This is a genomic window from Sphingomonas phyllosphaerae (genome assembly GCA_036946405.1).
GTDB lineage: Bacteria > Pseudomonadota > Alphaproteobacteria > Sphingomonadales > Sphingomonadaceae > Sphingomonas > Sphingomonas phyllosphaerae_D.
Genome location: JAQIJC010000001.1, coordinates 2,179,592 through 2,200,628, shown reverse-complemented (window position 1 = coordinate 2,200,628; position 21,037 = coordinate 2,179,592). Strand labels below are relative to the sequence as shown.

Sequence of the window (21,037 nt, the reverse complement as noted above, 5' to 3'; positions counted from 1 at the left end):
TGATGATCAAAACGAAAGGCGCGGTGCTGACCCGCCGGTTGCTGGGGACGATCGTAGCGCTGGGCGTGACGGGCGCTGCCCTGGCGCAGGACGCCGCACCCGCGCGCGACACGACCGGGCTGAACCTGCCCAAGGATCTCCAGATCTTCGGCAAGGTCGATCCGAACATCCGCAAGGCGACCGCGATCGTCAACGAAGCGATCATCACCGGCACCGATGTCGACCAGCGCGTGAACTTCATCGCGGCGGCGAACAATGCCAAGCTGAACCCGGAGGAGCGCGAGAAGCTGCAACTGCAGGTGCTCCGCCAGTTGATCGACGAGACGCTGCAGATCCAGCAGGCGAAAGTCGCAGATATCACCGTCACCAAGGGCGAGATCGATCAGGCGTTCGCCGGCGTGGCGCGAAACCTCCAGAAGACGCCAGCGCAGCTTACCACGTGGTTGCGCGAGCAGGGCTCGTCGGATCGTTCGCTGCGTCGCCAGATCGAAGGCGAGCTGGCGTGGAACCGTTACCTCAGCAAGCGCGTCGAGCCGTTCGTCAACGTCGGCGACGAAGAGGTGAAGGCGATCCTCGACCGGCTCGAGGCCGCCAAGGGCACCGAGGAATATCACCTCAACGAGATCTATCTCGCCGCGACGCCGGATCGTCAGCAGCAGGTGTTCGACAACACCAAGCAATTGATCGCCGAGATCAGCAAGGGTCAGGCACCCTTCAGCTACTTCGCGCGCAACTTCTCCGAGGCGTCGACGCGCGGCGTGGGCGGCGATCTTGGCTGGGTCCGCGCGGCGCAGCTGCCGGGTCCGCTGGCGGAAACCGCGCAGACGATGCAGGTCGGGCAGGTCGCCGGGCCGGTCGCCACGCCGGGCGGCTTCTCGATCCTGTATCTCGTCGACAAGCGCCAGGTGCTGACCGCCGATCCACGTGACGCGCGGCTGAGCCTGAAGCAGCTGACGATCAAGTTCCCGGCCGGAACGACACAGGCGCAGGCAACGGCGCGCACCAGCGCATTCGCGACCGCGATCCAGCAGCTGCAAGGCTGCGGCTCGGTGGCGAAGGTCGCGGCGTCGCTGAACGCCGAGGTGGTCGACAACGACGCGATCCGCATCCGCGATCTGCCGCCGCCGTTGCAGGCGATCATGCTGAAGTTGCAGGTCGGACAGGCGACCCCGCCCTTCGGTTCGCCAAGCGAGGGCGTTCGCACGCTGGTGATGTGCGGCCGTGACGAGGCGTCCGGCGGCCAGTTGCCGGGTGCGCAGCAGATCCAGAACCAGCTCGAGCAACAGCGCGTGAACCTCCGCGCGCAGCAGGCGCTTCGCGACCTTCGGCGCGATGCGGTGATCGAATATCGTTGAGGAACAGAGCATGACCGGCCCGATCGTCATTTCCATGGGCGATCCCGCGGGGATCGGGCCGGAGACGATCGCCAGGGCATGGGATGCGCGGGACGAGCGCGCCTTGCCGCCGTTCGTGGCGGTAGGCGACCGGCGCGCGATCGCCCGTGTCTGGAACGGCCCGGTCGCGTCGGTCACCGACCTGAACGCGGTGCCGGAGGTATTCGGCGAGGCGCTGCCGGTGCTGACCGTGCAGGATGCCGGCGACATCGTTCCCGGCAAGCCCGATCTGGATGGTGCCCGGTGCGCGGTGCGCGCGCTCGAACTGGCCACCGGGCTGGTGCGTTCAGGGGCCGGACGGGCGCTGGTGACCGGGCCGGTATCGAAGGCGCAACTTTATCAGACCGGTTTCACCTATCCGGGACAGACCGAATTCGTTGCCGAGCGCTGCGGGATCGCGCGCGACAATGCGGTCATGATGCTGGCCGGGCCGGGATTGCGCGTCGTGCCGCTGACGACGCATGTCCCGCTTGCCGAGGTGCCGGCGCTGCTCACCATCGAGTTGATCCTCGCCAAGGCACGGGTGACCGCTCGCGCGATGACGCGCAACTTCGGGATCGAGCGGCCGCGGCTCGCCTTCGCCGGGCTCAACCCCCATGCCGGCGAGAATGGCGCACTCGGGCGTGAGGAGATCGAGGTCATGCAGCCCGCGATCGAGCAGCTGCGCGACGAAGGCTTCGATGTCAGCGGGCCGATGGCGGCCGACACGATGTTCCATGCGCGGGCGCGGGCGCGGTTCGACGTCGCGCTCTGCCCTTATCACGATCAGGCGTTGGTGCCGCTCAAGACCTTGTTCTTCGACGACGGGGTCAACATCACGCTGGGGTTGCCGATCGTGCGGACCTCGCCCGATCACGGCACCGCCTTCGGGATCGCCGGCACCGGGACGGCGCACCCGGGCGCGACGATTGCGGCGATCCTGATGGCCGCCGAGGCAGCGGCGCACCGCGCCGGCGCATGAGCACATCGGAGCTGCCGCCGCTGCGCGACGTGATCGCGCGGCATGGTCTGTCCGCGTCCAAGGCGCTGGGCCAGAACTTTCTGTTCGACGCGCAATTGCTGGCGCGGATCGCGCGCATCCCCGGCGACCTGAGCGACGCCGAGGTGCTGGAGGTCGGGCCGGGCCCCGGCGGACTGACGCGCGCGTTGCTGGCGCAGGGGGCACGGGTCACGGCGATCGAGCGCGACCGGCGGTGTATTCCGGCGCTGGCCGAACTGGAGGCGGCCTATCCGGGCAAGCTCCGTGTGATCGAGGGCGATGCCATCGAGATCGATGCGCGGACGCTGTTCGAGGGCGCGCCGCATATCGTGTCCAACCTGCCCTACAACGTCGGGACCGCGTTGCTGATCGGGTGGCTGTCCGCGACGTGGCTGCCGTGGTGGAAATCTCTGACGCTGATGTTCCAGCGCGAGGTGGCGGAGCGGATCGTCGCGCCGGTCGGTGGCGACGCCTATGGGCGGCTGGCGGTGCTGGCGCAGTGGCGGTCGACCGCGCGGATCGCGATGCCGGTCCACCGCTCCGCTTTCACCCCGCCGCCAAAGGTGATGTCGGCGGTGGTGCATATCACCCCGACCGACGCGCCCGACGGCGTGGCACTGGCGGCGCTGGAGCGGGTGACCGCCGCCGCCTTCGGGCAACGGCGCAAGATGTTGCGCCAGTCGTTGCGTGGCGTAGCCGGGGCGCTGGACGCGCTGGAGGCCGAGGGAATCGAGGCGACGCGGCGGGCGGAGACGGTGAGTGTCGCCGAGTTCGTCGCCGTCGCCAAGCGGTTGGGTTAGCGCCTCAATCGTCCGAGGTCGGCGTCGTCCCCGTGGCGGCGGTCGTGGTGTTCGCACCAACCTGCGCAGTGGTGATCGGCGGACCCTTGGCGATCACCGAGGCGAGCGTCGTCGCTTGCGGGCACGTGCCCTTGCACAGCGAGCGCACCTTGGCGAGGTTCTGCCGCGCCCGCTCGACCGCGCCCTTGGCGACCATCGCCTCGCCCTGCCCGGCCAAGGCATTGACGTCATTGGGTTCGAGCAGCAGCGCCTCGCGATAGAAGCGGATCGCCTTGCCCGGCAGCCCGCGTGCTTCCGCCACGCCGGCCAACGCGACGAATGCCTGGCGATTGCGCGGGTCGACCGTCACTGCGGTTTCGAGCAAGTCGGTCGCGCCATCGAGGTTGCCCGCCGCGCGCGCCGCCTTGCCCTGTTGCAGCAACGCCATGCTGCGCGCGTCGATCTGGTCGTCAGGCCGCTGCCCGTGAAGCGCGGTGGAGATCGACACCAGCGCCAGCGAGGCGGCCATGGCGATGGCGGTGAAACGCATGAACGGCTCCAGCTTCGACACGATCCGGCCCGGTTAGCATGGCGCCCGCAGCCGTGCGACGAAAAAACCGTCGGTGCCGTCATGTGCGGGGGTCAGGCGGGTGCCGGCGTGATGCGGGCGTCCGACGGGGAGCGCCAACGGCTCGGCGTGCCAGCCGGGATGCGCGGCGAGGAACGCATCGACCTGCGCGGCCCCTTCCCCGTCGAGCAGCGAGCAGACGATGTAGACGAGCGCCCCGCCCGGCTTCACCGCGCCCGCGCCGATCGACAAGACGTGGCGCTGCGTTTCGATCAGCCGATCGAGCCGCGCCGGGGTGAGCCGCCAGCGCGCCTCCGGGTTGCGCCGCCACGTGCCGGTGCCCGAGCACGGTGCGTCGATCAGCACGACGTCGGCCTGCACGTCGGCCAACGCCTCGGCTTCGTGATGGGGGTCGAGGAGCCGCGTCTCGATGATCGTCGCGCCGGCCTTTTCGGCACGTGGAGTAAGCCGCGACAGCCGCGCACGGTCGACATCGCTGGCGACGATCCGGCCCGCATTGCCCATGTCCGCGGCCATCGCGAGGCTCTTGCCGCCCGCGCCGGCGCACAGATCGAGCACGGTCATGCCCGGTGCGACCACCGCCGCGAGGGTCACCGTCTGGCTGCCGGCGTCCTGCACCTCGAGCTTGCCGGCGTGCGCGGCGATGTCGCTGCCGGCGGGCAGCCGGCGCGCGAGCGGCAGGCCGGGGATCGGCAGCGCATCGGGGAGGTCGAGGTCGGCATGATTGGGATGGAGGCGCACGTCGAGCGGCGCGCGGTCGATCAGCGCGACTTGCTCGGCATCGTCGAGCCCGGCGGCGGCCAAGCGCTCGCTGAGCCAGCGCGGATGGAGCCCCTCGGCGGCCGGGGCTTCGTCGCCGATCGGCGCGGGACCATGGGTGGAGCCGTCGAAGGTCGCGGCGAGCGCCGGGTCGGTCGCGGCAAGCGCGAGCAGCGCGGCGCGGCCGTCGGCGGGGCGTTCGCCGAGCCGGCGGATCGCGGCGTAGACCAGCTCGCGGACCGCGCGGCGATCCTTGGAGCCGGCGTAGCGGCGTTGTGCGAAATAGCGGGAGATCAGCGTGTCGGCAGCGGCCCCGCCCTCACGCGCGGCGATGACGATCGCATCGAGCAGGTCGATCGCGGCTTGCGTGCGGGCGGCGGGGGTCATTGCGGGGCTTTCGGCATGGAGTGCGGGGCGGCGGTTGTGGGCGGCGGGCGGGGGCGAATGTTGCGAATGTTGAGACGCTGGCGGGGTGGCGGCGAGGTGCTTAGCCCACCTTCACCATCACCCCGGCGAAGGCCGGGGTCCGATTTGGAGGCGCTGCGTGGCTGCGACCATCGTTCCGTAACTGGGCCCCGGCCTTCGCCGGGGTGACGGATCGGGGCCGGGATGAAACTTGGACCTTCGACTTCAGCCGGCAGGTTTGAGCGATCGTCATCCCGCCCTTTTGCCAGACCCGCGCCACGTAGGACAGCGGCGTCCCCGCGCCCTAGCGGGTCGGATAGTTCGGCGCCTCGCGGGTAATCGTCACGTCGTGGACGTGGCTTTCCTTGAGCCCCGCGCCGGTGATCTGGACGAACTGCGCGCGCGCCTGCAAGTCCTTGATCGTCGCCGAACCGGTATAGCCCATCGCCGCCTTGATGCCGCCGACGAGCTGGTGGATCACATCGCGCGCCGGGCCCTTGTACGGCACCTGCCCCTCGATGCCCTCGGGCACCAGCTTGAGCTGATCGCGTACCTCACCCTGGAAATAGCGATCGGCCGAGCCGCGCCCCATCGCGCCGACACTGCCCATGCCGCGATAGGATTTGTACGCACGCCCTTGATAAAGGAAGGTTTCGCCCGGCGCTTCCTCGGTGCCGGCGAGCAGCGAACCGACCATGCACGTCCCCGCGCCCGCCGCCAGCGCCTTGGCGAGATCGCCCGAGGTGCGCAGCCCGCCGTCGGCGATCACCGGCACGCCGGCCTTCGCCGCAGCCTCGGCGCAGTCCATCACCGCGGTCAGCTGCGGCACGCCGACGCCCGCGACGACGCGCGTGGTGCAGATCGAGCCCGGGCCGATCCCGACCTTGATCCCGTCCGCGCCCGCATCGATCAGCGCGCGCGTCGCCTCGCCGGTCGCGACATTGCCCGCGACGACCTGCACGGCGTTCGACAATTTCTTGACGCGCTCGACCGCGCGCGCGACCTCGCTGTTGTGGCCGTGCGCGGTGTCGATGACGATCAGGTCGCATTCGGCGTCGACCAACGCCTCGGTACGGCCGAAGCCCTTGTCGCCGACCGTGGTCGCGGCAGCGACGCGCAGGCGGCCGGCGGCGTCCTTGGTCGCCTCGGGGTACATGACCGCCTTTTCGATGTCCTTGACGGTGATGAGCCCGACGCAGCGATAGGCGTCGTCGACGACCAGCAATTTCTCGATGCGGCGTTGGTGGAGCAGGCGGCGCGCCTCTTCCTTCCCGACACTGGTCGAGACGGTGACGAGCTGCTCGCGCGTCATCAGCTCGGCGACCGGCTGGTTAGGGTTTTCGGCGAAGCGCACGTCGCGGTTGGTGAGGATGCCGACCAGCTTGCCATCGCTCTCCACCACCGGGATGCCGCTGATGCGGTGCGCGGCCATCAGCGCCTGCGCCTGCGCGAGCGTCGCCTGCGGCGCGATCGTGATCGGGTTGACGACCATCCCGCTTTCGAAGCGCTTGACCTGCCGCACCGCCGCGACCTGCTCGTCGACGGTCAGATTGCGGTGGAGCACCCCCATCCCGCCGAGCTGCGCCATGACGATCGCCATGTCGGCCTCGGTCACGGTGTCCATCGCCGAGGACAGCACGGGGATGTTGAGCGAGATACCGCGCGTCACCTGCGTCCGCGTATCGGCCTCACCGGGAAGCACGCTCGACTCCGCGGGCACGAGCAGCACGTCGTCGAAGGTAAGGCCGAGGCGGATGTTCATGGAACGCCGAATCCTGTGGGGGTGAGGAAGTGGCGCGCCATGTAACCGCGATGCGGCAAAATCGCTAGGGGGCAGCAGCGAGACGCGATTGCCGACCGATGAGCCACCATTTAGACACAAGGTGTTAACGGGGGAATCATCATGAATTCATTGTTTTGGGCGGCGAGCGTCGTCGCCGTCGTCGCGCCTGCGGCGGTGCAGGCCGAGATTGTCGATGTGACCATTTCCGGGACGGTCACCGGTCACCAGATGCCGAACGGCAATCCGGGCTATGAGAGCAACCCGACCGCACTGAACGCCTTCGTGGCGAACTACGCGCTCGGATCGAGCTACCGGCTAACCTTCTCCTACGACACAGCCGCCGCGCCGGTGTTCTCGTCCGCGACCTATGCGTGGTACAATGGCGTTCCCGTCGGCGGCATCTTCACGATGGGCAATGCCGCGGCCGCGCTGCCGGTGGCGGGCCTTTCGGTCGGTTATGATTCGATGTCGGGTCGGCAGCGCTTCGCGTTGTTCGGGAATGCCGCCTCGCCGTGGACCGGTCCCTTTGCGGGGTTTTCTCCGATCGACTTCAGCTTCGAGGCGACCGCCACCCAGCCGATCGGCCCGGCCCTGCCGACCGAACTGTCACTCGCGAAGAGCCCGGCGAATTATGCGCGCGTTCGCTTCATTCGTAACGATGTCGGCGAAACCGGCGTGCTGTTCAGCATCGACTCGCTCGTTGCGTCGCGCGGCGCCGCCGTGCCGGAGCCGGCAAGCTGGGCGATGATGATCGTCGGGTTCGGCGTTGCGGGCGCGGCACTGCGCCGCCGCGGCGCGCGGTCGGCCATCGCCTGAACGAGGGGGCCGCCCGCAGGCGGCCCCACCTGGTACGTCAGGCGGCGGCCTTCACCGCCCTGGGTGCGGCCTCGCGGACGCCCTGATCGACGTGCTCGGCGAATTGCGCGAAATTGTCGTTGAACAGGTCGACCAGCTTCGCCGCGGTCGCGTCATATTCGGCCTTGTCCGCCCAGGTCGCGCGCGGATCGAGGATCGCGGTGTCGACACCGGGCACGGACACCGGCACCTTGAACCCGAAATTGGGATCGGTACGGAACTCGGCGTCGTTCAGGCTGCCGTCGAGCGCGGCGTCGAGCAGCGCGCGGGTCGCCTTGATCGGCATCCGGTGCCCGGTGCCGTATTTGCCGCCGGTCCAGCCGGTGTTGACCAGCCAGCAATCCACCCCGCCCTTCGCGATCCGCTCCTTGAGCAGATTGCCATAGACCGACGGATGGCGCGGCATGAACGGCGCGCCGAAACAGGTCGAGAAGGTCGCATCGGGCTCGGTCACGCCGATCTCGGTGCCCGCGACGCGCGCGGTATAGCCCGACAGGAAGTGGTACATCGCTTGATCCGGGGTCAGCTTCGCGATCGGCGGCAGGATGCCGTAGGCGTCGGCGGTCAGCATCACGATGCTGCGCGGCGTGCCGCCCATGTTTTCTTCCGAGGCGTTCGGGATGAAGTCGATCGGATAGGCCCCGCGGCTGTTCTCGGCGAGGCTGTTGTCGTCGAGGTCGAGCTGGCGCGTCACCTCGTCCATCACGACGTTCTCGAGCACGGTGCCGAACCGCTTGGTGGTGGCGAAGATCTCGGGCTCGGCATCCTCCGACAGGCGGATCATCTTGGCGTAGCAGCCGCCCTCGAAATTGAAGACCGCATCGTCGGACCAGCCATGTTCGTCGTCGCCGATCAGCGTGCGCTTGGGATCGGCCGACAGCGTGGTCTTGCCGGTGCCCGACAGGCCGAAGAACACCGCGGTGCGCCCGTCGGCGCCCATGTTCGCCGAGCAGTGCATCGGCATCACGCCGGTCGGCGGGAGCAGATAGTTGAGGATGCCGAACACCGACTTCTTCATTTCGCCGGCATAGCGCGTGCCGCCGATCAGGATCAGCTTCTCGGTCATGTTGACCGCGATCACCGTCTCGCTGCGGCAGCCGTGACGCGCGGGATCGGCGCGGAAACCGGGCAGGTCGATGATCGTGTAATCGGGGACGAAGCCCTTCAGGTCCTTCTCCTCGGGACGGACCAGCATCGTGCGGATGAACAGATTGTGCCACGCCAGCTCGTTGATGACGCGGACGCGGACGCGGTGCGACGGCTGCGAGCCGCCGTACAGGTCCTGGACGAACAGGTCGCTCTTGGTGCCGAGCGCGGTGAGGAAATCTTGCTTGAGCGCGGCGAACTGCGACGGCTCCATCGCCTTGTTCGACTTGCCCCACCAGACGGTCGATTCGGTTTCGGCATCGCGGACGATGAACTTGTCCTGCGCCGATCGGCCGGTGTGCGCGCCGGTTTCGACGACCAGCGGGCCGTCGGCGGACAGCTTGCCCTCGCCACGCGCGACCGCGGCTTCGGTCAGCCGCGCGGTGACGAGGTTCCAGTGCAGCGTGGCGCGGGTTTCGATGCCCTGCGTCTCAAGCCCGGCGTCGGGAATGCGATGGCTCAACGGGTCGTCCTCCAATGGGCGCTTGCGGAAAGCGCGTTCGATGGCAGCGGGATACGATGCTACAAGGCTCGCGTCAAACACGTTAAACAAACGAGTGGGACGATGTTGTGATTGAGCGGCGTCGCGCTTTGGCTTACCCCTGCGCGCGTGATGACCGGGACCAATCCATGACCGCCACGATCGCGCTGGTCGACGACGATCGCAACATCCTGACCTCGGTGTCGATCGCGCTGCAGGCCGAGGGATTCCTGACCCGGCTGTATTCGGACGGCGAAGCGGCGCTGAAGGCGCTGACCGACAACCCGCCCGATCTCGCGATCTTCGACATCAAGATGCCGAAGATGGACGGGCTGGAACTGCTGCGGCGGCTGCGCGAGAAGAGCCGGCTGCCGGTGATCTTCCTGACCAGCAAGGACGACGAGCTGGACGAGGCGCTGGGTCTCGCGATGGGCGCCGACGATTATATCGCCAAGCCGTTCAGCCAGCGGCTGCTGATCGCGCGGATCCGCGCGATCCTGCGCCGCACCGAGCCGGCGCAGGCGGGCGCGGAGGGCGAGAGCGAGACGCAGGGACCGATCGAGCGCGGACGGCTGGTGATGGACCCGGCGCGGCACCGCGTCACGTGGGACGGCAAGCCGGTGACGTTGACCGTGACCGAATTCCTGATCCTCGAGACGCTCGCGCAGCGGCCCGGTATCGTGAAGACGCGCAACCAGTTGATGGATGCGGCCTATCAGGACGACATCTACGTCGACGATCGCACGATCGACAGCCATATCAAGCGTGTGCGCCGCAAGTTCCGCGAAGCCGACCCCGCCTTCGATTCGATCGAGACGCTGTATGGCGCCGGCTACCGCTTTTCGGAGGAGTGACGCTGCCGAGCAGGCACGCGCGTGGTCGGGCAAGGTCTCGCTCACGCCGCGTATCCTCGCGGTCAACGTCCTCGCGCTGCTGTTGCTGGCCGGCGGGTTCTTCTATCTCGAGTCGTTCCGCAGCCGAATCCTCGACCAGCGCTCGACACAGGCGGGGCGCGAGGTGCGGTTGATGACCGAGGCGCTGGCGCCGATCGCACGGGACGCGCGCGACGCGACGATCGCGCGGCTGGCGCGCGAGACGGGCACGCGGGTGCGGCTGTACGATCGCGGCGGCGCGCTGCTGGCGGACAGCCGCGCGCTGGGGGTCGCCAATTTTCGGCTCGACGATCCCGACGATGATCCGATCGCGCGGCGCAGCGCGCGCTGGCTCGACGCCGCGATCGACCGGATCGTCCGCGCGCCGCTCGCGCCCGGCTATCGCGAGCAGCGTGACGGGCGGCGCTGGCCCGACGTGCGGACGGTGTTTGCGGGCGCGGCCAGCGCGCAGACCTTGTGGCGCGCCCCCGATCGCACCCCGGTCATCACCGCCGCGGCACCGCTGGGCGACGGGTTGGCGCTGCTGACCGCGGTCAACGCGCGCGACGTGACCGAGCGGGTGCGCGCCGAGCGCTACCGGCTGAGCGTAGTGGTGCTGGTGGCGAGCGTCATCTCGATCGGGCTGTCGCTGTTCCTGGCCCGGACGATCGTGGTGCCGTTGCGGCTGCTGGCGCGCGCGGCGGTGCGCGTGCGGCTGGGGCGCGCACGTGAGGTGACGGTGCCGCGACTGCCCGAGCGCCGCGACGAGATCGGGATGCTGGCGCGCGCGCTGTCCGACATGACGCTGGCGCTGCGCGCGCGGATCGATGCCACCGAGGCGTTCGCGGCCGACGTGACGCACGAACTGAAGAACCCGCTTGCCTCGCTCCGCTCCGCGACCGATGCGCTCAGCCGTGTCGAGCAGCCGGAACTGCGCGCCAGATTGCTTGCGATCGTCAACGACGACGTCCATCGGCTCGACCGGCTCATCAGCGATATCTCCGAGGCATCCCGGCTCGACGCGCAATTGAGCCGCGCGACGTTCGAGCCGGTCGATGTCGCAGCGATGCTGGCGGCGATGGTCGCCGACCGCGAGGCACGTGGCCCCGCACACGACGTGCGCGTGCGTTTCGATCCGCTCGACGACGATCTGGTCGTGGCCGGCGAAGGCGCGCGGCTGGAGCGCGTGTTCGCCAATCTGATCGACAATGCGATCTCCTTCTCGCCCGAGGGTGGCACGGTGACGATCGCGGCGCGTCGCGATCGCTCGATGCTGGAGGTCCGGGTCGAGGACGAAGGCCCCGGTGTTCCCGAGGAAGCGCGCGAGACGATCTTCCGCCGTTTTCATTCGGTGCGCCCGGCGCAGGAGACGTTCGGTCAGCATTCCGGGCTGGGTCTGGCGATCGCGCGGACGATCGTCGAGGCGCACCAGGGCGAGATCGGGGTCGAATCGCGCGAGGACCGGCTGAGCGGCGCGCGCTTCGTGGTGCGGCTGCCGCTGGCGGCGCGCGCGTGACCGCGACGATCCACGCGACCTGCGTCGCGATCGGCACGCGCGGCGTGCTGCTGACCGGCCCGTCGGGCGCCGGCAAAAGCGATCTGGCGATGCGACTGATCGACCGTGGCGCCGTTCTGGTTTCCGATGATTATACACTGCTCTCACAAGAAGATGGCATGTTGATCGCCCGGTCCCCGGCGACGATCGCGGGCCGGATGGAGGTGCGCGGGATCGGGATCGTCGCGCGCCCCGCCCGCCCCGCGATCTCGGTGTCGCTCGCGGTCGTGCTCGCCGGCGAAGACGAGCGGATGCCAGAGCCGCGCACGATCGTGATCGACGGCGTCACCATCCCCGAGGTCGTGATCGATCCGCGCTGGCCGTCCGCGCCGATCAAGGTCGAATGGGCGTTGGCAGAACAACCGCCGGGCGAAGGGGGCGAGCGATGAACGAGGTGCTGCTGGTGACCGGCATGGCCGGGGCGGGCGTGTCGACGGTGTTGAAGACGCTGGAGGACCTCGGCTGGGAGACGATCGACAACGTCCCCTTGTCACTGTTGCCGCGCGTCGTGGCCCCCCCGACCGATCCGGACGAGACGCCGCGCCCGCTCGCGATCGGTTTCGGCACGCGGACGCGCAACTTCGACGCCGACACTGCGCTGCGCCGCTTCGAGGAATTGCGCCAGCGCGGCGACAATGTCGGGATGCTGTTCCTCGATTGTTCGGGCGAGGAGTTGACGCGGCGCTTCGCCGAGACGCGCCGCCGCCACCCGCTCGCCGACGATCGCCCCGCCGTCGAGGGCATCCAGCGCGAGCGGCGGCTGTTGGCCCCGCTGCGCGAGCGTGCCAACCGGCTGATCGACACGACGACGTTCAAGGCCAACACGCTGGCGCAGCAGGTACGCGAGATGTTCACGCGCGACGCCGGGGTCGGCACGACGCTGACGATCGAGTCGTTCGGCTTCGCGCGCGGCATCCCGGCGGGTGTCGATATGGTGTTCGACATGCGCTTCCTGCGGAATCCCCATTGGGATCCGGCACTTCGTCCCCATACGGGACAAGACCCGGCGGTGGCGGCCTATATCGCCGCCGATCCGGCCTATGAAGAAGCGGTCGGACGGATCGAGGACCTGTTGCTGCTGTTGCTGCCGCGGTATCGCGCCGAAGGAAAGCCCTATGTCACCGTCGCGATCGGCTGCACCGGTGGCAAGCACCGCTCGGTTCACGTCGCGGAGCGGATCGCTGGACGGTTGCGTGATGCGGGATTATGCCCCACCATCGTGCATCGGGACCTTGCGGCGGCCCCGCAGGATGCGCTCGAGGGACGCCCACACGGTCAATGAACGGATTGTCGAAGCAAATGTCGGGGCCAGTGATCGGTTTGGTGCTCGTCACCCACGGGCGTCTTGCCGACGAATTCGTCGTCGCGATGGAGCATGTCGTCGGCCCGCAGCGGCAGGTGCGCACCGTCGCGATCGGGCCGGAGGACGATATGGAGGCGCGCCGCGCCGATATCGCTGCGACCATTGCCGAGGTCGATGAGGGCCGCGGCGTGATCGTGCTGACCGACCTGTTCGGCGGCACCCCCTCCAATCTCGCGATCTCGCTGATGGAACGCGGTCGCGTCGAGGTGATCGCGGGGATCAACCTGCCGATGCTGATCCGGCTTGAATCGGCGCGCAAGGCGATGACCGTCGTCGCGGCGGTCGCGGCCGCGCGCGAGGCGGGGCGTAAATACATCTCGGTCGCGTCCGAGGTGCTGGGCGAGGCCGCGGCATGACGGTGTCGCGCACCGTCGAGGTCACCAACCGCCGCGGACTGCACGCGCGCGCCAGCGCCAAGTTCGTGACGCTCGCCAGCGGACAGCCCGCGCCGGTGAAGGTCGCAAAGGGCGAGTCGGAAGTGATCGGGACGTCGATCATGGGGCTGATGATGCTCGGCGCCGCCAAGGGCGACCATATCACCATCTCTGCCGAGGGCGAGCAGGCCGAGGGCGTGGTCGAGACGATGTGCGCGCTGGTCGAGGGCAAGTTCGGCGAGGACTGATCCTCCGCCATCGTCGCTTATGCCGAAAGTCATTACCTCCTTCTCCAATCCGTTGGTCAAGCGCGTGCAGGCGCTGCGCGACAAGCGCCATCGCCGCGAGGACGGGCTGTTCCTCGCCGAGGGGCTGCGCATCCTGACCGAAGCGCTGGAAACCGGGCGCATTCCGCGCATCCTGTTCTTCGCGGCGGCCAGCGCCGGGCATCCGCTGGTGCGTGCGTTGATCGATGCGGTCGAGGCGGATTACGGCGAGGCGGTCGAGACGACGCCGGACATCCTTTCGAAACTATCGGGCAAGGACAATCCGCAAGCGGTGGTCGGCGTCTTCGACACGTTCGAGACGACGCTCGATGCGCTCGACCGCAGCGCCGCACCGATCTGGCTGGTCGCCGAGCGGCTGCGCGATCCCGGCAATCTTGGCACGATCCTGCGCACCGGCGATGCGGTCGGCGCAGGGGCGCTGATCCTCGTCGACGAATGCGTCGATCCGTTCTCCACCGAGGCGGTGCGCGCGAGCATGGGGGCGCTGTTCACGGTGCCGATCGTGCGCGTGATCTGGCCCGAATTCCTGTCGTGGCTGCGCGAGGGGCCGGGGCAGCTGGTCGGGCTGAGTTTGCAGACCGAAAACAATTACCGCGACGCGCCTTATGCTACGCCGACCTTCCTGCTGACCGGCAACGAGGCGCAAGGGCTTCCGGACGAATATGAGGCCGAGTGCGACCTGCTGGTGAAGATGCCGATGCTCGGCAAGGCGGATAGCCTCAATGCGGCGGTCGCGACCGCGGTGATGGCCTATGAGGTGCTCGCGCGGCACCGGTGAGTGGATGACGGTGCAGGCCGACGCGCGGTCGCCCTCCGCCGTTCCGCACCAGTCGGCGTGGCGGCGATTATTCCTCGACCAGCTTCATCAACCGCCGCTCGACCGGCGCGAGCACCGGGCCAAGCTCATGCCCGCGCCGCACCACCTGCCCCGCCTCGCCGACCAGCGCCCACATGCCTTGCCGGTTGCGCAAGGCCGGGCGTTTCTCGACGCGGAACTCGGGACGTTCGGTGGCGCGGCGAAAGGCCGAAAACACCGCCGCGTCGCGCCCCAGGTCGAGCGCATAGTCGCGCCAGTGGCCGGCGGCGACCATGCGGCCATACAGGTCGAGGATCCGCATCAGCTCGGCCCGATCGAAGGCGACCTGCCGCGGCTGGCCGGCCCCGGCCGGAAAGGGCGTGACGATCCCCATCAGGCGCGATCGCGCTCCGCTCCGTCGGCGGGCTCTTGCTCGGCAATCAGCGCGTCCAGCCGCTTCTTCATCGCCTCCAGCTCGCAGCGCAGCGACTCGACGCGCTGCGTCGCCGGATCGAACATCTCGCGACACGGCGTGCCATAGGGGACGAAGCGCGGTTCCGGGGCCGCTCCCCCCTCGACGACGGTCGGGCGCGCCGGGATCCCGACCATCACCGCGCCCGCCGGCACGTCGCGCGTCACGACCGCGTTCGCGCCGACGCGTGCGCGCGGCCCGACCGTGATCGGCCCCAGCACCTGCGCGCCCGAACCGATGATCGCACCATCGGCGATCGTCGGATGCCGCTTGCCCGCCACGCCGTTGTCGGGACTGGTCCCGCCCAGCGTCACGCATTGATAGATGGTGACGTCGTCCCCGATCTCCGCGGTTTCGCCGATCACCACGAATCCGTGATCGATGAAGAAATTGCGCCCGATCGTCGCGCCGGGGTGGATGTCGATCGCCGTCAGCGCGCGCGAGACATGGTTCACGATCCGCGCCGGCAAGTAGAAACCTGCGCGATACAGCCGGTTGGCGACACGATGCCACGCCAGTGCCCACACGCCCGGATAGGTCAGCACCTCGAGCCGCGAATGCGGCGCCGGATCGCGCGCGCGGATGGAATCCAGATACTTGGTCAGTCGCGACATCCGCGTCCCCTTTGGTCTTCGCCGCAAGATAGAGCGTCGCCGCGCCGGTTTCCATAAGCAGCGCTATCGAGCGAGAAACCGGATTTTCCTATCGCCATTATGGGATATGACCGATGAAGGCTGCGCGATCCTTTCCGATCGTGCTGGGGAGACCGGATGCAGGCGCTGACGCAACTCGATTTTTCCGCACTTTGGCCGTTCATCGCGGTCGGTTTCGGTGCGCAGCTCGTCGATGGCGCGCTCGGCATGGCCTTTGGAGTCATCTGCAACACCTTGCTCGTCGCCGTGATGGGCCTCCCGCCGGCGCGGGCGTCGGCCAACGTCCATATCGTCGAAACCTTCACCACCGCGATCTCCGGGATCAGCCATGCGATCACCGGCAACATCGACAAGGGGCTGTTCCTGCGGCTGCTGATCCCCGGCGTGATCGGCGGCGTGGCGGGTGCCTATGTCCTGACCAATATCGACGGCGCGGTCGTGAAGCCGTTCGTGCTCGCCTATCTGGTCATCATCGGCATCTATCTGCTCGTCCGCGGGCTGATGTTCCCGCCGAAGGTCAGCAAGCCCAAGGTGGTCGAACCGCTTGGGCTGCTCGGCGGGTTCATGGACGCGGCGGGCGGCGGCGGCTGGGGGCCGATCGTCACCTCCAACCTGCTGGTGCAGGGCGTCGAGCCGCGCAAGGTGGTCGGCACGGTCAGCGCGGTCGAGTTCTTCCTGACCGCGGTCGTCTCGGCGACCTTCATCTATCATCTGGGCGTCAAGGATTTCGCGACCGCGACGGTCGGCCTGCTGATCGGCGGCGTGTTCGCCGCACCGCTCGGCGCGTTCTTCGCCAAGCGCATTCCGATGAAGATCATGCTGGTGATGGTCGGCACGGTGCTGACGATCACCAGCACCTACGGCTTCGTCCGCGCGGTGCTGATGTAGCCGGGCGGCGACATGCGTCACCGCCGTCATTCCCGCGAAGGCGGGAATCCAGACACGCAGGTGCTCGCAAGAGCCGCGACGTTCGCGCTTCTGGATCCCCGCCTTCGCGGGGATGACGGGAGTGACGTTACGCGCTGACCGCGTGGACCGTCGCGACCGCCTTCATCACCGAGGCGATGCGCGCGGCGGTCTGGATCATCTCGGCGGTGACGCCAGCCTTCTTGAGCACCTGCTCATGGCTGTCGATGCACATGCCGCAGCCGTTCATCGCGCTGACCGCGAGGCTGAACAGCTCGAAATCGACCTTGTCGATCCCCGGCGCGCCGATCACGTTCATGCGCAGCTTGGCCGGCATCCGGGCATATTCCTCGTTGCTGGCGAGGTGCGTGAAGCGGTAATAGACGTTGTTCATCGCCATCACCGCCGCAGCCGCACGCGCCGCGGTCGCCGCCTCGGGCGACAGCTTGTCGGCGATCTCGGCTTCGGTCGCCTCAACCAACGGCTTGTAGCCCGAGCCATGCGCGCAGGCGAGCAACGTGCCATATTTGCGCTGGTCGTTGAGCACCGTCTCGTTCAGCAGCGAGCCGACGTTGAGGCGGATGTCCTTGGCGAAATCGGGCAACGTGCCCGCGAATTCCTTGAGAGCCATGTCATGTCTCCGACCACGACCCGTCATTGCGAGCGCAGCGAAGCAATCCAGAGCCCAGCGCGTGACGCTCTGGATTGCTTCGCTGCGCTCGCAATGACGGGCGGGCGATTTCTTTAGAGAAAGAGGGCGGGACCGATCGGCCCCACCCCCGGGTAACTCAGGCCGCGACCTGCAGGACGTCGTCGCCCTTGTTCCAGTTGCACGGGCACAGCTCGTCGGTCTGCAGCGCGTCGAGCACGCGCAGCGTCTCGGCCGGGTTGCGGCCGACGTTCAGCCCGTTGACCTGCACCGCCTGGATGACGTTGTCCGGATCGACGATGAACGTCGCGCGGAACGCGACATGCTCGTTCTTGTCGACGATGCCCAGCGCGTCGGCCAGCGTGCGGCCATTGTCCGCCAGCCACGGGAAGTCGGCTGCGGCGAGATCCGGGTCCGACTTGCGCCACGCGAGATGGACGTGCGCGGTGTCGGTCGAGGCGCCGATCAGCACCGCGTCGCGATCCTCGAAGTCACCCTTGATCTGGCTGTAGCCGACGATCTCGGTCGGGCAGACGAAGGTGAAGTCCTTCGGCCAGTAGAACAGCACCTTCCACTTGCCCGGATAGGCGGTGGTCAGGTCGAGCGTCTCACCGTTGGGGAGCGCGCTGGTGCCCTGCTGGACGGGGACGGTGATGGCGGGGAAGATGTCGCCGATGGTCAGCATGTCTGGCTCCTTTGAATAGAATGCGGAGTTCCAGCCATCCTCTCTGCCGGGGTTGCGTCATCGCGCCGCCTCTCGTTGCGAAAGCGATATAGGGGGCTTCGCGTAATCGAACAAATCGTCTATTCCACGCGCAGTGATCGGTGGAGACGATGAATGGCGGCGACCTATCTGCCGACGTTGAAACAATTGCAGTATCTGGTCGCGCTCAAGGATCACGGCCATTTCGGCCGGGCGGCGGAGGCGTGTTTCGTGACGCAGTCGACGCTTTCAGCGGGGTTGCGTGAATTGGAGACGCTGATCGGCGTCACGCTGGTCGAGCGGACGCGCCGCGTCGTGCGCTTCACGCCGCTCGGCGAGCAGATCGCCGCCAAGGCGCGGGTCGTGCTGCGCGAGGCGGAGGAACTCGGCGATCTCGCGCGCGCCGCCGGGCGTCCCCTGTCGGGCGAGATGCGGCTGAGCGTCATTCCGACGATCGCGCCCTTCCTGCTCCCGCGCATCCTGCCGCGGCTGCGGCGCGACTATCCCGACCTGAAACTGTATCTGCGGGAGGAGCCGAGCGGCCCGGCATGCGAGGCGCTGCACAACGGCCGCACCGATTGCGTGCTGCTCGCCCTGCCCTATTCGTGTGGCGAAGTGACGGTGCTCAAGCTGTTCGACGATCACTTGTTCCTCGCCTTTCCCGAGGGCGAGATGCCCGCCGGCCTCGCCGCGGTCCGCCCGGAAGAGATCGATGAGACGCGACTGCTGCTGCTCGAGGACGGGCATTGCCTCAAGGAACATGCGCTGGCGGCGTGCAACCGTGCCGAGCTGCGTGCGGAGGCGACGATGCTCGGCACGTCGCTGCACACGATGGTGCAGATGGTCGACAATGGCCTGGGCGTGACGATGCTTCCCAAGATCGCGCTCGATGCGGGCATCCTCGATCATACCAAGGTCGTCGCGCGCCCGCTCGACGCCGCCGCGCCGGTCCGCACGCTGGCGCTGGTCTGGCGTCGCGCCTCGCCGCGTGAACGCGACTTCCATCTGCTCGGCGAGGTGCTGAAGGCCGCCGCCTGAATGGGTCATCGTCGCGATTGACGCGCAGTCGCAATCGGCGCAGCTTCGTTTTCTGGAGCTCGTCGTTCGCCGGGCACTTTGTCCGTCGTGGCGCCTCCGGTCGGGAGGTTGGTCGCATGGCTTACGCAAATCGGATCGACAATTCACGGCGTCTCACCACGATCGCGGGCGTCGCCGCGATCCACGGGCTGATCGGCTATGTCTTCATCAGCGGCATGGCCGCCGACTTCGTGCACTCGGTGTCGAAGCCGTTCATCACCACCAACATCCCGATCGAAACGCCTCCGCCGCCCGACATCACCCCGCCCAAGCTGGAAAAGGTGACACCGCAACAGAGCAGCGTCGCCACGCCACGCGTCACCGTCACGCCGATCGCCCCGTCGCAGCAGAGCACCAACACCTTCGTGCTCGTCGACACGCCACCGCTTCCGCCGCTTGCGTCCGGGAACGACGGCGTGACCGTCGACCAGCCCGCGACGCAGCCCGCGACGGTCAGCAAGGCAAGCGGCGTGCTCGCCCGGGGCAATCGCAACGACTGGATCACGACGGACGATTACCCGCCGTCGGCGATCCGCGCCGAGGAGGAAGGCGTGGTTGGCATTTCGTTGCGGATCAACGCGGACGGGCGGATCGACTCGTGCAGCGTCACCGCGTCGAGCGGCCATGCGTCGCTCGATCAGGCGACGTGCCGGCTCTATCAGCGCCGCGCGCGCTTCACCCCCGCGCGCGACGATGCCGGGACGCCGGTCGCCGCGACCTTCACCGATCGCATCCGGTGGCAGCTGCCGCGGTAATCACGTCCAGCGCGCCGCCGCATGATCGTCGGCGGCGCGCGCCTCCACCCAGCGCGATGCGCCGTCGACCGTCTCACGCTTCCAGAACGGCGCATCGGTCTTGAGCCGATCGATCAGGAACGCGCAGGCGTCGAGCGCGGCGGCACGATGCGCCGAACAGGTACCGACGAACACGATCCGCTCGCCGGGCGTCATCGGGCCGACCCGGTGGACGATCGTCGCCGCGGTCAGCGACCAGCGCGCGCGCGCCTCTTCGGCGAGCCGCGTCAGCGCTGCCTCGGTGGCGCCGGGATAATGTTCCAGCTCCAGCGTCGCGACGCCATCGTCGGCGCGCACCAGACCGGTAAAGGTCGCTACCGCCCCGCCCTGCTCCACGCGCGCGAACTCGCCCGCGATGTCGATCGGTTCGCGTGAGACGAGCACACGGATCATCCGCCCGTCACCGGCGGGAAGATCGCCACCTCACGCGCGCCTGCCACCGGCGTGTCCAAGGGCACGAACGCCTGATCGACCGCCGCACGCAGCCGCGCCGGATCGGCGAAGGCGGCGGCATGGCCGGCGCTGCGCGGCGCAAGCCACGCGACCAGATCGGCGACGGTGGCGACGTCGGCCGGCGGGGTCACGTCTTCCTCGGCAAGGCCGATCCGTTCGCGCACCCAAGCGAAATAGAGTAGTTTCATCGTCGTCCCACTAACCCGTCCGTCGAGAGGTTGTCCCGCCCTGCACCTTCTCGACATGCCGCCTCGACGACGCTCGACGGCGGCTCGAAGCGAAAGGAGAGGCTCAATCCATGTGCTTCAGGCCAACCCGCAAATAATCCCAGCCGGTGACGATCGTCAGCGCGGCCGCCCCCCACAGGCTGGCGAGGCTCACGACCTTGATCCACGCCTCGCCGGGCAGCGCACCCGACAGGATCAGACCGCCCAGCGAGACGAGCTGCAACGTCGTCTTCCACTTCGCCAGTCGCGATACCGGGAGCGACACCTGCAATCCGGCGAGGAACTCGCGCAAGCCGCTGACCGCGATCTCGCGCAGCAGGATCACCAATGCCGCGATGATATGCACGCCGGTGATCGCCGCAACGTCGTCGTGACGCGTGCCGACCAGCATCAGGATCACCGCGGCGACCATGATCTTGTCGGCGATCGGATCGAGGAACACGCCCAGCTTCGACACCGTACCCTGCGCGCGCGCGAGATAACCGTCGAAATAATCGGTGACGCCCATCAGGCAATAGAGGCCGAACGCGACCCCGAACCCGAACCGCCAGCTCGGCCACCAGAGGAACGCCACCAGCAGCGGCACCGCGACGATCCGCGACAGCGTCAGGATGTTGGGCAGGGACAGCATGGGTGCGACGTGGACCCGCGGCGCGGACAGCGCAAGCGCCCGTCGACCGAAAATC

At 68.2% G+C, this 21,037-nt stretch carries 25 protein-coding genes; 14 read left to right on the top strand and 11 right to left on the bottom strand.

What is annotated here, in order from left to right; genetic code table 11:
- Positions 1 to 2 precede the first annotated feature (2 nt).
- Genes PGN12_10485 through rsmA form a run of 3 tightly spaced genes read left to right on the top strand, consistent with a single transcriptional unit; the run spans position 3 to position 3,173 of the window.
- Positions 3 to 1,355: a peptidylprolyl isomerase gene (locus PGN12_10485; protein ID MEH3104321.1), complete on the top strand. Its 1,353-nt coding sequence runs from the start codon at positions 3 to 5 to the stop codon at positions 1,353 to 1,355.
- 10 nt (positions 1,356 to 1,365) lie between these two features.
- Positions 1,366 to 2,355: a 4-hydroxythreonine-4-phosphate dehydrogenase PdxA gene (gene pdxA, locus PGN12_10480; protein ID MEH3104320.1), complete on the top strand. Its 990-nt coding sequence runs from the start codon at positions 1,366 to 1,368 to the stop codon at positions 2,353 to 2,355.
- Complete coding sequence (rsmA, locus tag PGN12_10475) at positions 2,352 to 3,173, top strand: 16S rRNA (adenine(1518)-N(6)/adenine(1519)-N(6))-dimethyltransferase RsmA (protein ID MEH3104319.1); 822 nt, start codon at positions 2,352 to 2,354, stop codon at positions 3,171 to 3,173. The genes pdxA and rsmA overlap by 4 nt, the downstream gene beginning before the upstream one ends.
- 4 nt (positions 3,174 to 3,177) lie before the next feature.
- On the opposite strand, the gene PGN12_10470 is transcribed toward rsmA, so the two are convergent.
- The 3 genes from PGN12_10470 to guaB all read right to left on the bottom strand — a co-directional run bounded on the left by PGN12_10470 (position 3,178) and on the right by guaB (position 6,667).
- Complete coding sequence (locus tag PGN12_10470) at positions 3,178 to 3,702, bottom strand: hypothetical protein (GenBank protein MEH3104318.1); 525 nt, start codon at positions 3,700 to 3,702, stop codon at positions 3,178 to 3,180.
- 33 nt (positions 3,703 to 3,735) lie between these two features.
- A complete protein-coding gene (locus PGN12_10465; GenBank protein MEH3104317.1) occupies positions 3,736 to 4,887 on the bottom strand; it encodes an RsmB/NOP family class I SAM-dependent RNA methyltransferase in 1,152 nt (383 codons plus the stop codon).
- Positions 4,888 to 5,209: 322 nt separating this feature from the next.
- Positions 5,210 to 6,667, bottom strand: a complete 1,458-nt coding sequence (gene guaB / locus PGN12_10460; protein MEH3104316.1) for an IMP dehydrogenase — start codon at positions 6,665 to 6,667, stop codon at positions 5,210 to 5,212.
- Between the two features lie 141 nt (positions 6,668 to 6,808).
- Here guaB and PGN12_10455 point away from each other — a divergent pair, with 141 nt between their 5' ends.
- On the top strand, positions 6,809 to 7,504 hold the full coding sequence (locus PGN12_10455) for a PEPxxWA-CTERM sorting domain-containing protein (protein MEH3104315.1): 696 nt from the start codon (positions 6,809 to 6,811) through the stop codon (positions 7,502 to 7,504).
- 37 nt (positions 7,505 to 7,541) lie between these two features.
- Here PGN12_10455 and PGN12_10450 read toward each other — a convergent pair whose 3' ends face one another.
- Positions 7,542 to 9,152: a phosphoenolpyruvate carboxykinase gene (locus PGN12_10450; protein MEH3104314.1), complete on the bottom strand. Its 1,611-nt coding sequence runs from the start codon at positions 9,150 to 9,152 to the stop codon at positions 7,542 to 7,544.
- Positions 9,153 to 9,319: 167 nt separating this feature from the next.
- Here PGN12_10450 and PGN12_10445 point away from each other — a divergent pair, with 167 nt between their 5' ends.
- From PGN12_10445 to PGN12_10415, 7 genes are read left to right on the top strand one after another with little or no spacing between them, the layout of a single operon-like run.
- Positions 9,320 to 10,024 (top strand): response regulator transcription factor, encoded by a 705-nt coding sequence (locus tag PGN12_10445; GenBank protein MEH3104313.1) that lies wholly within the window; start codon positions 9,320 to 9,322, stop codon positions 10,022 to 10,024.
- The gene (locus tag PGN12_10440; GenBank protein MEH3104312.1) at positions 9,993 to 11,558 is read left to right on the top strand and encodes a stimulus-sensing domain-containing protein; all 1,566 of its coding nucleotides are present in this window, start codon (positions 9,993 to 9,995) and stop codon (positions 11,556 to 11,558) included. The genes PGN12_10445 and PGN12_10440 overlap by 32 nt, the downstream gene beginning before the upstream one ends.
- Positions 11,555 to 11,986 (top strand): HPr kinase/phosphatase C-terminal domain-containing protein, encoded by a 432-nt coding sequence (locus PGN12_10435; GenBank protein MEH3104311.1) that lies wholly within the window; start codon positions 11,555 to 11,557, stop codon positions 11,984 to 11,986. Before PGN12_10440 ends, PGN12_10435 begins: the two co-directional genes overlap by 4 nt.
- On the top strand, positions 11,983 to 12,879 hold the full coding sequence (gene rapZ, locus PGN12_10430) for an RNase adapter RapZ (GenBank protein ID MEH3104310.1): 897 nt from the start codon (positions 11,983 to 11,985) through the stop codon (positions 12,877 to 12,879). The genes PGN12_10435 and rapZ overlap by 4 nt, the downstream gene beginning before the upstream one ends.
- A 29-nt stretch (positions 12,880 to 12,908) precedes the next feature.
- Positions 12,909 to 13,316, top strand: coding sequence for a PTS sugar transporter subunit IIA (locus tag PGN12_10425; protein MEH3104309.1), 408 nt, complete (start codon positions 12,909 to 12,911; stop codon positions 13,314 to 13,316).
- Positions 13,313 to 13,582 (top strand): HPr family phosphocarrier protein, encoded by a 270-nt coding sequence (locus PGN12_10420; protein ID MEH3104308.1) that lies wholly within the window; start codon positions 13,313 to 13,315, stop codon positions 13,580 to 13,582. Before PGN12_10425 ends, PGN12_10420 begins: the two co-directional genes overlap by 4 nt.
- 19 nt (positions 13,583 to 13,601) lie before the next feature.
- Complete coding sequence (locus tag PGN12_10415) at positions 13,602 to 14,399, top strand: RNA methyltransferase (protein MEH3104307.1); 798 nt, start codon at positions 13,602 to 13,604, stop codon at positions 14,397 to 14,399.
- 67 nt (positions 14,400 to 14,466) lie between these two features.
- Here the strand turns inward: PGN12_10415 and PGN12_10410 are convergent, their stop codons facing one another.
- Entirely contained in the window at positions 14,467 to 14,811 is a 345-nt protein-coding gene (locus PGN12_10410) for a DUF2794 domain-containing protein (GenBank protein ID MEH3104306.1), read from the bottom strand.
- Positions 14,811 to 15,503 (bottom strand): serine acetyltransferase, encoded by a 693-nt coding sequence (locus tag PGN12_10405; GenBank protein MEH3104305.1) that lies wholly within the window; start codon positions 15,501 to 15,503, stop codon positions 14,811 to 14,813. The genes PGN12_10410 and PGN12_10405 overlap by 1 nt, the downstream gene beginning before the upstream one ends.
- Before the next feature lie 156 nt (positions 15,504 to 15,659).
- On the opposite strand from PGN12_10405, the gene PGN12_10400 reads away from it, so the two are divergent.
- Positions 15,660 to 16,430, top strand: a complete 771-nt coding sequence (locus PGN12_10400) for a sulfite exporter TauE/SafE family protein (protein MEH3104304.1) — start codon at positions 15,660 to 15,662, stop codon at positions 16,428 to 16,430.
- Positions 16,431 to 16,557: 127 nt separating this feature from the next.
- Here the strand turns inward: PGN12_10400 and PGN12_10395 are convergent, their stop codons facing one another.
- Both PGN12_10395 and PGN12_10390 read right to left on the bottom strand, forming a co-directional pair.
- Entirely contained in the window at positions 16,558 to 17,079 is a 522-nt protein-coding gene (locus PGN12_10395) for a carboxymuconolactone decarboxylase family protein (protein ID MEH3104303.1), read from the bottom strand.
- A 157-nt stretch (positions 17,080 to 17,236) separates the two neighbouring features.
- Complete coding sequence (locus PGN12_10390) at positions 17,237 to 17,782, bottom strand: peroxiredoxin (protein MEH3104302.1); 546 nt, start codon at positions 17,780 to 17,782, stop codon at positions 17,237 to 17,239.
- A gap of 153 nt (positions 17,783 to 17,935) precedes the next feature.
- Here PGN12_10390 and PGN12_10385 point away from each other — a divergent pair, with 153 nt between their 5' ends.
- Both PGN12_10385 and PGN12_10380 read left to right on the top strand, forming a co-directional pair.
- Positions 17,936 to 18,838: a hydrogen peroxide-inducible genes activator gene (locus PGN12_10385; protein MEH3104301.1), complete on the top strand. Its 903-nt coding sequence runs from the start codon at positions 17,936 to 17,938 to the stop codon at positions 18,836 to 18,838.
- Between the two features lie 116 nt (positions 18,839 to 18,954).
- Positions 18,955 to 19,632, top strand: coding sequence for a TonB family protein (locus PGN12_10380; protein ID MEH3104300.1), 678 nt, complete (start codon positions 18,955 to 18,957; stop codon positions 19,630 to 19,632).
- Here the strand turns inward: PGN12_10380 and PGN12_10375 are convergent, their stop codons facing one another.
- The 3 genes from PGN12_10375 to pgsA all read right to left on the bottom strand — a co-directional run bounded on the left by PGN12_10375 (position 19,633) and on the right by pgsA (position 20,982).
- Entirely contained in the window at positions 19,633 to 20,064 is a 432-nt protein-coding gene (locus PGN12_10375) for a molybdenum cofactor biosynthesis protein MoaE (GenBank protein ID MEH3104299.1), read from the bottom strand.
- On the bottom strand, positions 20,061 to 20,312 hold the full coding sequence (gene moaD, locus PGN12_10370; protein ID MEH3104298.1) for a molybdopterin converting factor subunit 1: 252 nt from the start codon (positions 20,310 to 20,312) through the stop codon (positions 20,061 to 20,063). The genes PGN12_10375 and moaD overlap by 4 nt, the downstream gene beginning before the upstream one ends.
- 103 nt (positions 20,313 to 20,415) lie before the next feature.
- The gene (gene pgsA, locus PGN12_10365; GenBank protein ID MEH3104297.1) at positions 20,416 to 20,982 is read right to left on the bottom strand and encodes a CDP-diacylglycerol--glycerol-3-phosphate 3-phosphatidyltransferase; all 567 of its coding nucleotides are present in this window, start codon (positions 20,980 to 20,982) and stop codon (positions 20,416 to 20,418) included.
- Positions 20,983 to 21,037: the final 55 nt, after the last annotated feature.